This is a genomic window from Streptomyces sp. PA03-1a (assembly GCF_033792805.1).
Lineage (GTDB): Bacteria > Actinomycetota > Actinomycetes > Streptomycetales > Streptomycetaceae > Actinacidiphila.
Map to the genome: position 1 here is coordinate 1 of NZ_JARAVO010000262.1, position 12811 is coordinate 12811.

The 12811-nt window shown below is 73.9% G+C and carries 14 protein-coding genes; 6 read left to right on the top strand and 8 right to left on the bottom strand.

All coding sequences use genetic code 11. From position 1 onward, the window contains the following. From PV341_RS38340 to PV341_RS38350, 3 genes are all read right to left on the bottom strand, one after another. Positions 1–938, bottom strand: a 938-nt coding sequence (locus tag PV341_RS38340; protein ID WP_500360231.1) for a serine/threonine-protein kinase, incomplete at its 3' end; no start/stop codon positions are given. 114 nt (positions 939–1052) lie between these two features. Then, the gene (locus tag PV341_RS38345; protein WP_500360232.1) at positions 1053–2189 is read right to left on the bottom strand and encodes a PP2C family protein-serine/threonine phosphatase; all 1137 of its coding nucleotides are present in this window, start codon (positions 2187–2189) and stop codon (positions 1053–1055) included. A 98-nt stretch (positions 2190–2287) separates the two neighbouring features. Beyond that, positions 2288–3046, bottom strand: coding sequence for an IclR family transcriptional regulator (locus tag PV341_RS38350; RefSeq protein WP_500326361.1), 759 nt, complete (start codon positions 3044–3046; stop codon positions 2288–2290). Positions 3047–3200: 154 nt separating this feature from the next. Between PV341_RS38350 and PV341_RS38355 the strand changes: the two genes are divergently transcribed. Then, positions 3201–3587: an effector-associated constant component EACC1 gene (locus tag PV341_RS38355; RefSeq protein ID WP_500360234.1), complete on the top strand. Its 387-nt coding sequence runs from the start codon at positions 3201–3203 to the stop codon at positions 3585–3587. An 82-nt stretch (positions 3588–3669) separates the two neighbouring features. Here the strand turns inward: PV341_RS38355 and PV341_RS38360 are convergent, their stop codons facing one another. After that, the gene (locus PV341_RS38360) at positions 3670–4647 is read right to left on the bottom strand and encodes a phosphotransferase (protein WP_500326364.1); all 978 of its coding nucleotides are present in this window, start codon (positions 4645–4647) and stop codon (positions 3670–3672) included. 111 nt (positions 4648–4758) lie between these two features. On the opposite strand from PV341_RS38360, the gene PV341_RS38365 reads away from it, so the two are divergent. Both PV341_RS38365 and PV341_RS38370 read left to right on the top strand, forming a co-directional pair. Next, the gene (locus PV341_RS38365) at positions 4759–5496 is read left to right on the top strand and encodes a dienelactone hydrolase family protein (RefSeq protein ID WP_500360235.1); all 738 of its coding nucleotides are present in this window, start codon (positions 4759–4761) and stop codon (positions 5494–5496) included. Continuing rightward, positions 5496–5786 (top strand): DUF6295 family protein, encoded by a 291-nt coding sequence (locus tag PV341_RS38370; protein ID WP_500360237.1) that lies wholly within the window; start codon positions 5496–5498, stop codon positions 5784–5786. Before PV341_RS38365 ends, PV341_RS38370 begins: the two co-directional genes overlap by 1 nt. 12 nt (positions 5787–5798) lie before the next feature. Here the strand turns inward: PV341_RS38370 and PV341_RS38375 are convergent, their stop codons facing one another. After that, complete coding sequence (locus PV341_RS38375) at positions 5799–6998, bottom strand: damage-control phosphatase ARMT1 family protein (protein WP_500326370.1); 1200 nt, start codon at positions 6996–6998, stop codon at positions 5799–5801. A 179-nt stretch (positions 6999–7177) separates the two neighbouring features. Between PV341_RS38375 and PV341_RS38380 the strand changes: the two genes are divergently transcribed. Continuing rightward, positions 7178–7921, top strand: a complete 744-nt coding sequence (locus PV341_RS38380; protein ID WP_500360238.1) for a ribosomal protein L7/L12 — start codon at positions 7178–7180, stop codon at positions 7919–7921. A 186-nt stretch (positions 7922–8107) separates the two neighbouring features. Here PV341_RS38380 and PV341_RS38385 read toward each other — a convergent pair whose 3' ends face one another. After that, a complete protein-coding gene (locus tag PV341_RS38385; RefSeq protein ID WP_500326373.1) occupies positions 8108–8977 on the bottom strand; it encodes an alpha/beta hydrolase family protein in 870 nt (289 codons plus the stop codon). A gap of 85 nt (positions 8978–9062) precedes the next feature. Beyond that, entirely contained in the window at positions 9063–10046 is a 984-nt protein-coding gene (locus tag PV341_RS38390) for a MerR family transcriptional regulator (RefSeq protein ID WP_500326375.1), read from the bottom strand. A 190-nt stretch (positions 10047–10236) separates the two neighbouring features. On the opposite strand from PV341_RS38390, the gene PV341_RS38395 reads away from it, so the two are divergent. Then, complete coding sequence (locus tag PV341_RS38395; protein ID WP_500360239.1) at positions 10237–11874, top strand: carboxylesterase/lipase family protein; 1638 nt, start codon at positions 10237–10239, stop codon at positions 11872–11874. A 128-nt stretch (positions 11875–12002) separates the two neighbouring features. Continuing rightward, positions 12003–12242, top strand: coding sequence for a WhiB family transcriptional regulator (locus PV341_RS38400; protein WP_499515665.1), 240 nt, complete (start codon positions 12003–12005; stop codon positions 12240–12242). A gap of 130 nt (positions 12243–12372) precedes the next feature. On the opposite strand, the gene PV341_RS38405 is transcribed toward PV341_RS38400, so the two are convergent. Beyond that, positions 12373–12573 carry a hypothetical protein gene (locus tag PV341_RS38405; protein ID WP_500360240.1) on the bottom strand — a complete coding sequence of 67 codons (201 nt, stop codon included), beginning with the start codon at positions 12571–12573 and terminating at the stop codon, positions 12373–12375. Positions 12574–12811 lie beyond the last annotated feature (238 nt).

Here is a 12811-nt window from a genome sequence, read left to right on the forward strand (position 1 = left end):
TTAAAGAAAGCCGAGAAACCACCGCCCGAGCGGTCCCCCGCAGGGGCCGGGTGGAGGTGGTACGGCTGGGCGGCGACGGCGGAGAGCCGCCGGGCGGCCTCCTCCGCGCCCATCCGGTCCGCGGGGTCCTTGGCGAGCAGTCCCACGAGGACGGGTGTCAGCCGGGTCTCCCGGCGTGGCGGGGCGGGCGGCTCGAAGAGCAGGGCGCTCAGGGTGGTGAGGGCGGTCTCGCGGTCGAAGGGCCCGGTGCCCTCCAGCGCGTAGTACAGGGTGGCGCCGAGCGAGAACAGGTCGCCCGCCGCGGTGGGCGGCCGGTTGTTGGCCCGCTCCGGCGCCATGAAGCGCGGGGTGCCGAGGATCTCCAGGGTCGCGGTGAGGCGGGTCTCGCCCGAGCTGGGCTCCAGGGCGATGCCGTAGTCGGTGAGCATCACCCGGCCGCCGCCCTCGGTGGGGTAGGAGGGCCGCGAGCCGGGATGGGTCAGCAGGATGTTGGCCGGTTTGACGTCGCGGTGCAGGATGCCCAGCCGGTGGCCCTCCAGGAGGGCGTCGAGCACGGCCAGCCCGATCCGGGCGACCTCCGCGGGCGGCAGCGGCCCGCGCTCGCGCACCACCGCCTCCAGGTCCATGGCGCCGGGGACGAACTCCATGACGATCCACGGGAGGCCGTCCTCCTCCACGATGTCGTGGACGGTGACGACGTGGGGGTGGTTCCGCAGCCGGGCGGCGTGCCGGGCCTCGCCGCGGGCCCGGGCGATGCGGGAGCTCACCTCGCGTTCGGGGACTCCGGGCGGCAGGACGATCTCCTTGACGGCGACCTCGCAGGCCAGCTCCTGGTCGTAGGCGAGCCACACCCGTCCCATGCCGCCGACGCCGAGCCGGCGCAGAAGCCGGTAGCGACCGGTGACCACGCGCCCGACGTCCTCGTGCGCTCCTGTCATGGCACTTCCTCGGCGAGCGGTGAAAGGCCCCTCCTCCACGTATCGCATATCGCCTGAAGTGCAGCAAATCGCCGAAAAAGTGCGCCACTCGTGCGCCTTCCCGCGACCGGAGGCTCAGCCGGCCTGGGCCCTGTCGGCGCCGCCGGACACGACGGGGACGGGCAGCTCGGTGACGGACGCGGCGCTGGAGGTGCTGCGCAGCAGGAGCAGCGCCGCGTCGTCGTGCAGCCTGCCCCCGACGTGGTCCAGCAGGTCGTCGTGGAGCGCGGCCAGGGTGCGCGCGGGGTCGTCGGTGAGGTGGCGCGTGACGCGCTCGTCCAGGGGGTAGAAGCGGCGGCCGCGGTCGCGGGCCTCGATGACGCCGTCGGTGTACAGCAGCAGCTGGTCGCCCTCGGAGAAGGGCAGCACCTGGAGCACCGGCTCCTCCCCGGCGAGGGCGCGCAGCCCCAGCGGCGGGACGTGGCCGGAGGACTCGACGGCCAGGACGTCGCCCCCGCGCAGCAGCAGCGGATGGGCGTGACCGCAGTTGACGACCTCCATGCGGCCCGGGCGGGGGTGCCCGACGACGACGGCGGTGACGAAGTCGTCCGGGCCGAGGTTGCGGGCCAGGCTGCGCTCGATGCGGTCGACGACGTCGAGCAGGTCGGGCTCGTCGTAGGCGGCCTCGCGGAACACGCCCAGCACCAGGGCGGCGGTGCTCACCGCCGGCAGCCCCTTGCCGCGGACGTCGCCCACGATCAGCCGCACCCCGTACGGGGTGGGCACCAGGGCGTACAGGTCGCCGCCGATCCGGGCCTCCGCCGCAGCGGCGCTGTAGCGCACGGCCACCTGGAAGGGGCCGACGGTCTCCGGCACGGGCAGCAGCAGCGCGTGCTGTGCCGCCTCGGCGACCGACCGGACGGCCGCGAGCACCCGCTCACGGCGCCCCCGGACCGCGGCTCCCAGCCCGCTCGCCAGGGTGACCGCGGCCAGCGCGGCCACCACGATGGCCAGCTTGTCGCCGTGCGCGCCCTTGTAGGCGCCGAGGACCGCGGCCAGCGCCACCGCGAGCACGCCCGCCCGCAGGACGCGCCACGGTCCCCCTACGGCGGCGGCGAGCGCCGGCCCGACGGCGAGCAGAGGCAGCCAGTCGGGGCCGCTGCCGCTGACGAAGGCGACGAGGGCCACCCCGCAGATGATCGCAAAGGGCGCTCCCGCGGCGACGTGCCAGGTCGGCCGGCCGCCATGCCGCTGGTCCGGGGCTTGACTCATGTTCGTCCGCAATCCCTGCCTGTGCGAGGCGTCACACCGCCGATGTCCGTTTCCACCAGTTAATGGGTGTATGCACCCCGACCACAAGGGCGGGAATTTCAGATAGTGAGCGACAGACCCCGGGTCACCCGGCTCGCCGTGGAGAGCAGCTTGGCGCGCACGTCTTCGAGTGCGGCGACCCGGTCCGCGCGCAGCGACACACCGAGCGAGCCCAGCGTGCTGCCGCTGTAGACGGGCACCGCGACGCAGACCGTCCCCAGGGCGTACTCCTCCAGGTCCGTGACGGCGGGAGGGGCGGGGGCGCTCTCCAGGCACCGCAGCAGCTCCGCGCGGTGGGTGATCGTGCGCGGGGTCAGATCGGCCAGCGGGTGACGGGCGAGGTAGTCGTTGCGGGCCTCCTCGTCCAGCTCGCGCAGCACGCACTTGCCGAGCGCGGTGGCGTGCCCCGCCTCCTCGAAGCCCACCCAGAGGTCGACCCGCGGGGTCCGGGGGCCGTCGACGATGTCCGCCACCCGGATCTCGCCGTCCTCGTAGAAGGTCAGGTAGGCGGCGGCGGACAGGTCGTCACGCAGCGCGGCCAGTGCCGGCCGGATACGGCTGAGCGGCATCTGCGGGCGGCTCGCGGCGTGCAGGGCCTCGAGCTTCTCGCCGAGGGCGAAGCCGCCGTCGGCGAGCTTGCGCACGTAGCCGTCGTGGGTGAGGGTCCGCAGCAGGTGGTAGGCGGTGGCGAGCGGCAGCCCCGTCTCGCGCGCCAGCTGTTTCGCCGGTACGCCACCCTCGTGTGCGCCCACCGCTTCCAGCAGGCGGAAGGCCCGCTGGACGGACGTGATGAGCGTCGGCCCGCCCTGAGCAGCCATGTTTCCAGCCTGCGCCCGCCGCCCGGCCACGGCAAGCGACGGGTGGCGCACGCCGCCGTACGTCTCGTACCGCTTTGCGCGGATGCCTGCGTCACCGCGTGCGACTGTGCCAGAGTGACGGCACGGCGGTGCTCACCCAGGGGGAACGGTGCCGATGGACCTCATCGTCACGACGCAGGCGCGGGACGCCGAGGACGAGCTGCGCTCGTTCCACACCTGGCTGCTGGACGACTCCTATGTGCGGCGCAACGCCAAGGTCGCCCTCCAGGGGCGCGGGCCCGCGGTAGGCCGCATCGGCGGCGTCGGCGTCGGCGTCGGCGTCGGCGTCGGCGTCGGCGGCACCCTGGAAGGCATCCGGATCGCCCTCGACAGCGGCTTCCGGCTGGCCAACCTCGCCCTGGCCTGGCTCGCCTGGCGCGCGGCCCGCTCCTCGGCCCCCGACATGACCTTCGAGCACGACGGCGTCACGGTCACCCTCTCCGGGCAGGACGTCGAGACGGCGACCCGCGTCCTCGAGGCACTGCGCCCCACCGACCGGTGAGCCCTGCGGCCGGCGCGGCGATGAGCTCCGGCGGCCCGCTCCGTCATCAGCCGGGAGGAACGGCTCGACCGCTGAGGGGTGTTCATGCCAAGGCGCGCACGGTGGCGGCCAGGGACCGCCAGGCCAGGTCGGAATCGGGCGTGGCGCGGTGCGGGGAGCGGAAGTCGCCGAGGAAGGAGGCGACGTCCTCCAGTCGCCAGCGCAGCCCGTACAGGGCGAGGGCGTCCGGGTCGGGGCGGCGGCCGGCCGCGTCCTGGTAGCGGTCGAGGTCCTCGGCCCCGGTGACGACCAGCCACAGATCGCGCTCGGGCGGGGCGAGACCGACGGTGTCCCAGTCGACGAGCACGTGCCCCGCGTCCTGCCGCAGCAGGTTGCCGGGGTGCGGCTCGCCATGGGTGACGACGTGTTCCCCTCCCGCGCGTTCGAGCGCGGCGGCACGCCGGTCGAACTCCCCGAGCCGCCGCCGGATCGCCCCGGCGTGCTCGCTCGTCAGGGCCCTCGCCCGCTCGCCGTACGGGCCCCCGTGCCAGGGGTCGCGCAACCCGGCGAGCGCCGCTTCCAGGGCGGCCCGCCCGGGGAGCGCGAGTCGTGGGCGCGGGACGGGGGCCGGGGGCGGTGTCCGGTGGAGCACGGCGAGGGTGTCCAGCAGGGCGCCGCGTCCGCACGCGTCGAGACGGTCGCCGAAGTCGCCGGCGACGCCGTCCACGTAGGGGAAGACGCTGACCCCGTACCGCGCGCCGATCCTGCGTACCGTGCCGCCCCCGGCGGCGGGCAGCGGGGCGACCACGAACTCCCGGCCCGCGCGTTCCCGCAGGGCGAGTGCGGTGTCCATGGCCCGGCTCAGTCCCTCGAAGGCGGACTCGGCGTCCGCCCCGCAGTGCTGCTTGTGCGTCAGGTCGGCGACGGTGACGAACCAGCGCCGGCCGCGGGCGTCGGCCGCCGTCCAGTGGTGGTCGCCGAAGCCGACGGGCTCGTAGGTCCATGACGCGGCGTCGATCCCCCACGCGCGCAGCGCCTCGCCCAGCTCCTCCTCGCCGACTCCCTCGGGCCGTTGCCTCATGAGGCGACCCTACGGAGCGGCTCCCGCCGGGGTCCAGGGCGGGGCGGCGGCAGGGGGAAAGCGCATGCGGAATAGAGTGCTGATCATCCGTCCCCCGGAAGGACCGCGTACATGTATGACGCACTGCTCGCCGAGACGGTGACCGTCACCGGTCACGGCGGCGACCGCATCGAGGCGTACTCCGCCCGCCCCATGGCCCCCGGTCCGTACGGCGGCGTCGTGGTGATCCACCACATGCCCGGCTACGACGACCCCACCAAGGAGATCACCCGGCGATTCGCGGCGGAGGGCTTCGCCGCCGTCTGCCCGAACCTCTACAGCCGTGAGGCGCCCGGCGCGTCGCCGGACGACGCGGCCGCGGCGGCGCGGGCCCGAGGCGGCGTGCCCGACGAGCGGTTCCTGGGGGACGCCGCCGGCGCCGCCGAGTACCTGAGGGGCCTGCCCTCCTCCAACGGCAAGGTCGGCGTGATCGGTTACTGCTCCGGTGGCCGCCAGGCGTTCCTCGCCCTGGCCTCGCTGGACGTGCAGGCCGGCGTCGACTGCTACGGGGCGTTCGTCGCCGGCACGCCGCCCGAGGGCTTCCCGCTCCAGGTCGAGCCGATCGTGCACCTGACGAAGGACCTGCGCGGCCCGCTGCTGGGGCTGTTCGGCGCGGAGGACAGCTACCCCTCCCCCGAGCACGTCGCCGAACTGGAGACCGAGCTCAAGGCGCAGGGCAAGCCGTACGAGTTCCACACCTACGAGAACGCCGGCCACGCCTTCTTCGCCGTGAACCGGCCGAGCTACCGCACCGAGGCGGCGGTCGACGGCTGGTCGAAGGTCCTGGCCTTCTTCAAGGAGCACCTCTGATGTGCACGTACCTCACCGAGAAGATCCGCATCGACGGCAGCGGCAAGGGCGCCCAGGGCTACTTCGGGCTGACCGAGGCCATGGTCTACGTCGACCACCCGCAGCACGCGCCGTACGAGCACACCGTCAACATCGACTTCCTCAACCCGGCCCTGGGGCCCTCGGCCCGGGTCGCCGTCGAGCTCACCGAGGAGGCGGCGCTGGCGCTGGTCGACGCGATCCGCTCCGCGCTGGCGGCGGCCCCGCCGGGGCTGGCCTCCTCCGGGCAGGCCGCACCGACGGCGCGCTGACGGCGCGGGCCGTCACCCCGGGACCGTGACCTGGATCAGGGCGTGCGTGCCGCTGGTGCGCCACGCGGTGCCGGCGGCGTCCAGCCGGGCCACGGTCCCGGGGGTGAGCCCCGCGACGGTGTCGGACTTCAGCGTGCGCAGGGTGGCGACCGGCCCCGGGAAGTAGGCGGTGACGTCCCCGAACGGCACCGTCGGGGGCCAGAGCCGGTCGTCCACCAGGCGCCGGTAGTTGAGGTCGCCCTTCATCACCGTCAGCTGCGCGGCCGCGAAGCGTTCCCGCAGGTCGTCCGGCATGTCGCGGTAGCCGAGCGGCGCGCAGGCGAAGGGGTGCGCGGCCAGGGTGAGCCGCCCTTCGCGCAGGGCCGCGAGCAGGCGCCCGCCGATGCGGGCGGCCTCGCCGGGGGCGGCGGTCATCCGGCGCAGGCAGGACAGGACGTCCTGGGTGGTGGCGTCGGAGACGTAGTACGGGCGCGGTTTGACGAGCAGGTGGACCTCGTCGGCGCGTCCGCCCGCGAGAAGGCCGTCGACGAGGGCGAGGTCGGCCAGGACCTCACGGGCGCTGTTGTCGGTGACCACGACGACCGTGCCGCCGTCCAGCAGGGACCACAGCCGCTCCGACTCGTCGGCGACGAGGGTGCCGGACGCCTCGGGGGCGGCGGCATCGGCCACCATGGTGAAGCCGAGGTCCGCCTGGTTGCCCCACACGGCGGCCGCGAGCAGCGCGTGTTCCCGCTCGGCGGGGGCGAGCCCGGGCAGCCCGTCCAGGGCGGCGAGGTCGGCGGCGAAGCCGGGACCGTCCAGCTCGGCGTCCTTGAACGGCGCGAAAAGGTCCACGCCGTGCCACGCCCCCGCGGCGAGGTAACCGGCGGGGTCGAGCAGCCGGCGGTAGAAGTACGACTCCGACCACAGGAACGGCAGTTCGGCCCACGGCCGCCCGAAACGGCCCTCGCCCCACTCCTCCCACGCCGCCAGGTCCGGCGCGTCCCGCGGCAGCGGGGCGACCGTGCCGGACCGCGACTCCTCCAGCAGCGCCGCGAAGTCCCGGCGGCGCTCCGGGCCGTACGGGACGGCGTCGAGGATGCGCCGGACCAGCACCGGGTGCCGCTCCTGGAAGACGCTGCGGGCGAAGGAACCGGGCTCGTCGCAGGTGATCGGCGGCGCCTGCGCAGGCGCGGGGCCGGGGGTGCCGTCCGGGTGTGGGTGTCCACCCATGCGTCGTCGTCCTCCAGCGGTCGGGGGCGGGGCAGCGGTCGCGGGCATTCTCACAGGAAGCGGCGGGGAAGTGGCGGCGCCCGGGCCGTGCGCGGGCGCACGGTACGCGGAGTTCCCCTCGGGCGGGGCTTCGGGCACGCTGTCCGCGGCGGGACGGCCGGGAGCGACGGGGAGGGCTCATGTCAGGGGCGCAGCACATGAGGGCCGGGGGCGACGAGGTGCCGGTGACGGCCGTGCTGAGGGAGGTGGGGCCACGCGCGGCGGAGGTCGTCGCCGTGCTGGGCGGACTGACCGGTCTGGGCACGGAGCACTGCCGGGCCCTCATCCGCGGGACCCCTCTCGTCGTGCTGCGGAACGCGCCGAAGGAGGACGCCGAGTCGGCCGTCGCCGCGCTGCGCGCCGCCGGGGCCACCGCCGAGGTCGGGGGCCCCGAGCGGGCGCCGGACCTCGACCGGGCCCTCACCTGGGGACGGGAGCGGCCGCTGCCGCCGGAGGTGGCGCGTCTGCTGCGCGAGGTGGGGGCTCCGTCGCGGCTCGCGGCCCATCTGCGGCTGGTGCACGACGCGGCATGTGAACTGGTCGACTGGGTCCGGCAGTACGGCCCCGCCCTGGTCGTCGACCGTGAGGCCGTGCTCTTCGGCGCGGCCACCCACGACATCGGCAAGGCACTGCACGTCGCCGAGTTGTCCGGGCCGGGCAACGCCCACGAGACGGCGGGGCGTGCACTGCTGCGGGCGCAGGGCGTCCCGCCGCGCCTGGCGCGCTTCGCGGCGACCCACGGTTCGTGGACGGACGCGGCCGTCACCATGGAGGACCTGCTGGTGAGCGTGGCCGACAAGGTCTGGAAGGGCAACCGCGTCACGGAGCTCGAGGACCTGGTCCTCGACCGGCTGGCCGCGGCGACCGGCGCCGAACGCTGGTAGGTGTTCCTGGCGCTGGACGGGCTCCTCGGCGACATCGCCGCCGACGCCGACCGCCGGCTGGCCTTCCAGGCGTCGTTCCCCGCGGTCCGGGAGGCGGGGGGTCGCACCGCCCGGGGGCCAGAGCCTGGCGGTGGGTGAGGCCCTCTCCCGGCTCCGGCCACCACCGTGGACACCGCGTGGACACGGTCAGCGCAGGTGCCGCACGAAGAAGTCGGCTGCCTCCCTGCCGACCCGGACGCGGACGTCCGGGTCGGCGGGCTCCGGCGCGAAGAAGTCGTCATGGCGGACGTGGGGGCCGGCGCAGCGGACGCTAGCCGTGGGGACGTGTTCCGCGTACGGCCTGGTGTCGACGTCGTACGGGTTGACCGTGTCGGCACCACCCCAGCGGATCCCCACCGGCACCCGCACGGCCGCCAGGCTCCTCGGGGTCACGAATCCCCCGACGCCCGGGGCCACTTGGAAGACTGCCCGCACCCGCGCGTCCGACAGGTCGGCCCCCGCTCCGTCGAGCGCCCCCCGCGCCGACGGGTCGTCCGGGTACTTCTTCCGGTGCGCCTCGAGCACACCGGGGAACTCGGGGATGTCCGGCACCGGTACGGCCCCCGACAGCACGGCCCGCAGGACGTCCGGGTCGAGGCGCGCCCCGGCGAGCGCCACCGCCGTGTGGGCGCCCACGGAGAAGCCCGCCGCGCCGACCGGCCCCAACGGCTGTTCCCGGGCGAGCACGTCGAGGGCGAAGGAGACGTCCCGTGGCCGCTCCCACACGTGGAGGAAGCCCTCCGGCTCGTAGCCGCCGACGAAGTTGTTGCCGTGGTGGTCGAGGGCCAGCACCCGGAAACCCGCCTCGCGCAACGGATCCACCAGCCACTCCATGGCGCCGCCCGAACCTCCGGTGCCGTGCGACACGACGACCAACGGGGAGGAGGCGGCCGGGGGTTGCGCCGGCTCCCACAGGTAGAGCCGCACGGGGCGCGGACGAGCCGGCTCCCGCCAGTCCTGGCGGGACTCGTCGTACAGGACGCGTATCTGTGGCTGCTCCGGCCCGGAGATCGTCATGACGCCATCGTAGGAAACGCGACGGCCGGCCGCGCCACGGCAGGACGGGGAAGCCGTTCGCCGCGCCGACCGCCGTACGCGCGCTTCAGCGGTCGATCTCGCCCGGAACCACTCGGTGCGCGCGGTCGGGAGTCCGCGGAACCGGGCTCCCCGCAGGTGCACCGTCGGCCATCGAGATCGACAGCCCTTCGGTCAGCCATCTGTGGGCCACCGTCATGTTCAGCACCCGCCCGCCGGTGACGGTGCCGACCAGGGCCCAATAGCGTTCCAGGCGGGGGTCGAAGCCGGACGACCTCGACACCAGCCCGTGCAGGTACGCGCGGAAGGCGGGGGTGTCCGACTCCCGGCGGGCTCGCGCGTGGGCGGACACGAAGGCGTTCACCGCATCCCCGGCGCCGGGCGGCAGGCCCTGGGCCAAAGCGGCGGCCGTCGCAGCGGCGGCATCGTCGATCTCCGCGTAGAAGGCCGGGCCGTCCCTCATCTCCTCGTCGTGGTCCTGGGTCCAGCGGGTGAAACTGGGTGTGGAGATGAGCAGATGAAGCTCGGCGTAGGCCAGGACCGTAGCGGGATCGGGGTCCTGCGGGGGGTCGGGGCAGAGCATGCCGATCATGATGTCGAGCCGGCGCTTGGGCATGGCCGCGGACAGCTCGCGATACCAGTGGTCGGTGAGGGTGCGATGCGCCTGCGGGAGCCGCTGCACACGGGAGAGGATCTCCAGACGCCGGAGCCGTTCCTCGCTCGGGGCCTCGTCCAGGGACTTGAGTGTGGCCTGGCGCCACCGCAGTTCGGTCAGTCGTTCCTGCACCGCTTCGAGCTCGGTCGCCACCAGTTCGCCGAGGGAGCGCTCACCGGTGACCACCTGCGTGATGGTGGCGATCGGAGTGTCCAGCGCCCGTAAGCGTCTGATGAGACGGATCCGTTCCCACGCTTCAGGACCGTAGCGGCGATGACCACCGGCGCTACGGCCGGCCACGGGCAGCAGACCGCTGTCGGAGTAGTAGCGGAGGGTCTTCACCGGGACCCCCGTTCCGGCCGCGAGTTCACCGATGCTCCACGTGTCTTGCGTCACGGGCTCTTGAACCTCCAGCGCGCGGGAGGTCCTAGCGTACTGATCACCGGCCACGTCGGTCCGCACCGTTTTCCCCACCGCTCAGGCCTTGTTCCGGCCTCATGCGACCTCGTCCGACCACGAAGGGTGGATACGCATGTCCCCGACCATGACAGCACCGCGTCCAGGCCGAAGAGACAGGCTCCGTGCGGTGCTCTTCCCCTTGCTCTGCGCGGTGGCACTACTCGCGGGCACCGCCGTGCCGGCGACCGGCGCACCACCCGGTTCCGCGCACTCCGGGGGGCCGAGCGGTACCGTCGTACGGACCGACCACGGCCTGGTACGCGGTGTGTCACACGGCTCGTACGCCACCTTCGACGGCATTCCCTACGCGGCCCCGCCGACCGGACCACTGCGCTGGCGCGCCCCGGTGCCCGCCGCCGCGTGGCAAGGTGTCCGGGATGCGACGGCGGCGGCTCAGCGCTGTGTGCAGATGCCGGCACCGGGTGCGGGCGCGGTGCTCGGGTCGGAGGACTGCCTCTACCTCAACGTCACCATGCCGACGCCGAAGCCAGCCGGGCGGAAGCGGCCCGTGCTGGTGTGGACGCACGGCGGTGCGTTCCTGGGCGGTTCCGGCAGTGACTACGGCACCGGACAACTGGCGGTCCGGGGTGACACGGTCGTCGTGACGGTCAACTACCGGCTGGGGATCTTCGGCTACTTCGGCCACCCCGCATTGGGCTCCGCCCCGCCGTTCGGCCTGGCGGACCAGCAGGCCGCCCTGCGCTGGGTGCGGGCGAACGCGGAGCGCTTCGGCGGCGATCCGGGCAATGTCACGCTCTTCGGTGAGTCCGCGGGCGCCCTCAGCATCTGTGCGCACCTCACCTCGCCGGCGGCCGCCGGACTCTTCCGGCGGGCCGTGCTCCAGAGCGGCTCCTGCCACATGTCCTTTCCACGCGGCGCTCTGGGACCCGGCACACCGGCGTACGAGCCGTTCGCCCCACAGCGCGAGGTCCAGACGGCCGGGGCGGAAGCCGCCCGGCAACTGGGCTGCACCGAGGGCGGCGGAGACGAGGTGCTGGCGTGCCTGCGCGGGCAGGGCGCGGATCGCCTGGCCACCGCGCAGCTGATGCAGTCCTTCAACCGGCCCGCCTTCGGCAATCCGCTGCTGCCCGTGGCGCCGGACCAGGCGTTGGCGACCGGACGCTTCCACCGCGTGCCGGTCGTCCAGGGCACCAACCACGACGAGATGCGGATGTTCGTCGGCCTGTCGCTCGCCGCGTTCCCGATCCGCACCGAGGACGACTACCGCGCCCGTCTGGTGGACGCCTTCGGGCCCGCAGCCCCCGCCGTCGAGGCACGGTACCCGGCAGCAGGACACCCCACGCCCGCACTGGCCTGGGCCGCGGTGCTGACCGATCGATCCCTCACGTGCACCACGCTGGCAGCCGGCCGGGCCATCGCCGCCCGTGCCCCCGCCCTCCCGCTCTACGGCTACGAGTTCAGCGATCCGGACGCTCCCGTCCTCGCCGGTCTGCCGGTGAACCCGGGCTTCCCCTACGGCGCGGCGCACGGCTTCGAGATGCCGTTCCTGTTCGCCGCCTTCCCCACCGAGCGACCGCTGACCGACGCCCAGCGCGCCCTGTCCGACCGGATGGTCGACTATTGGACGAACTTCGCGCGCACCGGCAACCCGAACACCCCCGGCGCCCCGCTCTGGCCTGCCCTGCACCCTTCGTCACCTCTCGCGCGGTCGGTGCAGTCGTTGGCTCCCGGACCAGGCGGAATCCACCCCGTCGACGCGTACTCCGCCCACCACTGCTCGTTCTGGGACCGCCTGCCTCGGTGAGCCTCCGCGCGATCGGCTCCGGATCGGCTCCGGATCGGGCGGCATCGGCTGCGCCACACCGGGTACGCGACGCAGCACGGCAATGTCCGTGGCACCCCCGAACGCTTCCTCCGGAAGGAGTCGAAACGATGGGCTGGTGGCGAAGCGCCGCTTGCGCAGACGAGGATCCGGAACTGTTCTTCCCGGTCAGCTCCTCAGGCCCGGGTGCGGGGCAGGAAGCCCGCGCCAAAGCGGTCTGCGAGAGGTGTCCGGTGGTCGGCGACTGCCTCGAGTGGGCACTCAGTACCGGGCAGTCCCCCGGCATCTGGGGCGGCACGTCCGAGGAGGAGCGCCGCGCGCTGCGCCGCCGTGCCGCCCGCAGCGGGTGAGCGGTCCCCCCGCCCCGATCGCGTCCCCTGTGGTGCCACCCGTGGGCGGCACCCGCCCTGACCCGGACGCCCCCGGGCGCCCCGGCCGGGGCGCCCGGGGGCCCACACGGCCGTGGGACGCGGCGGCGGGTCAGCGGCGACGGCCGCGGCGGCGCCGGGCGCCCGCGCGACGGGCCGGACCCGGCAAGCGGACCGCCACGAACAGGGTGACCAGCCACGTCACCACGAAGGCGCAGACGACCGCCAGCAGCGTCGTGACGGTCGCGGCGATCAGCAGCCCGAAACACACGATCGCCAGCAGCGCCAGCAGCAGGGCGCGTGGCCGCCGCAACAGGTCAGCCGGCCCCGGGCCCGGGCGTGGGTCCGGCTCCGGGTCCAAGCGCATCGTGCGCAACTGACGTTCCAGCACGTCGTCGTCGCGCAGCAGGTCCTCGATCTCCGCCAGCGCTGTCGCTTATACACATCTCCGTGCCCCCCAGACCCCCCTACACCCCGTTAGCCGTCTTCTGCTTGAAAAAAAAAACAAAAGAATCAAAGACAGAACATATCAACAGAGAACTGACAGATGA

Bases quoted from the DNA above. Each gene is read 5' to 3' on its own strand.
- PV341_RS38345 (WP_500360232.1), bottom strand. From the start codon at position 2,189: ATGAGTCAAGCCCCGGACCAGCGGCATGGCGGCCGGCCGACCTGGCAC.
- PV341_RS38350 (WP_500326361.1), bottom strand. From the start codon at position 3,046: ATGGCTGCTCAGGGCGGGCCGACGCTCATCACGTCCGTCCAGCGGGCC.
- PV341_RS38355 (WP_500360234.1), top strand. From the start codon at position 3,201: ATGGACCTCATCGTCACGACGCAGGCGCGGGACGCCGAGGACGAGCTG.
- PV341_RS38360 (WP_500326364.1), bottom strand. From the start codon at position 4,647: ATGAGGCAACGGCCCGAGGGAGTCGGCGAGGAGGAGCTGGGCGAGGCG.
- PV341_RS38365 (WP_500360235.1), top strand. From the start codon at position 4,759: ATGTATGACGCACTGCTCGCCGAGACGGTGACCGTCACCGGTCACGGC.
- PV341_RS38370 (WP_500360237.1), top strand. From the start codon at position 5,496: ATGTGCACGTACCTCACCGAGAAGATCCGCATCGACGGCAGCGGCAAG.
- PV341_RS38375 (WP_500326370.1), bottom strand. From the start codon at position 6,998: ATGGGTGGACACCCACACCCGGACGGCACCCCCGGCCCCGCGCCTGCG.
- PV341_RS38380 (WP_500360238.1), top strand. From the start codon at position 7,178: ATGTCAGGGGCGCAGCACATGAGGGCCGGGGGCGACGAGGTGCCGGTG.
- PV341_RS38385 (WP_500326373.1), bottom strand. From the start codon at position 8,977: ATGACGATCTCCGGGCCGGAGCAGCCACAGATACGCGTCCTGTACGAC.
- PV341_RS38400 (WP_499515665.1), top strand. From the start codon at position 12,003: ATGGGCTGGTGGCGAAGCGCCGCTTGCGCAGACGAGGATCCGGAACTG.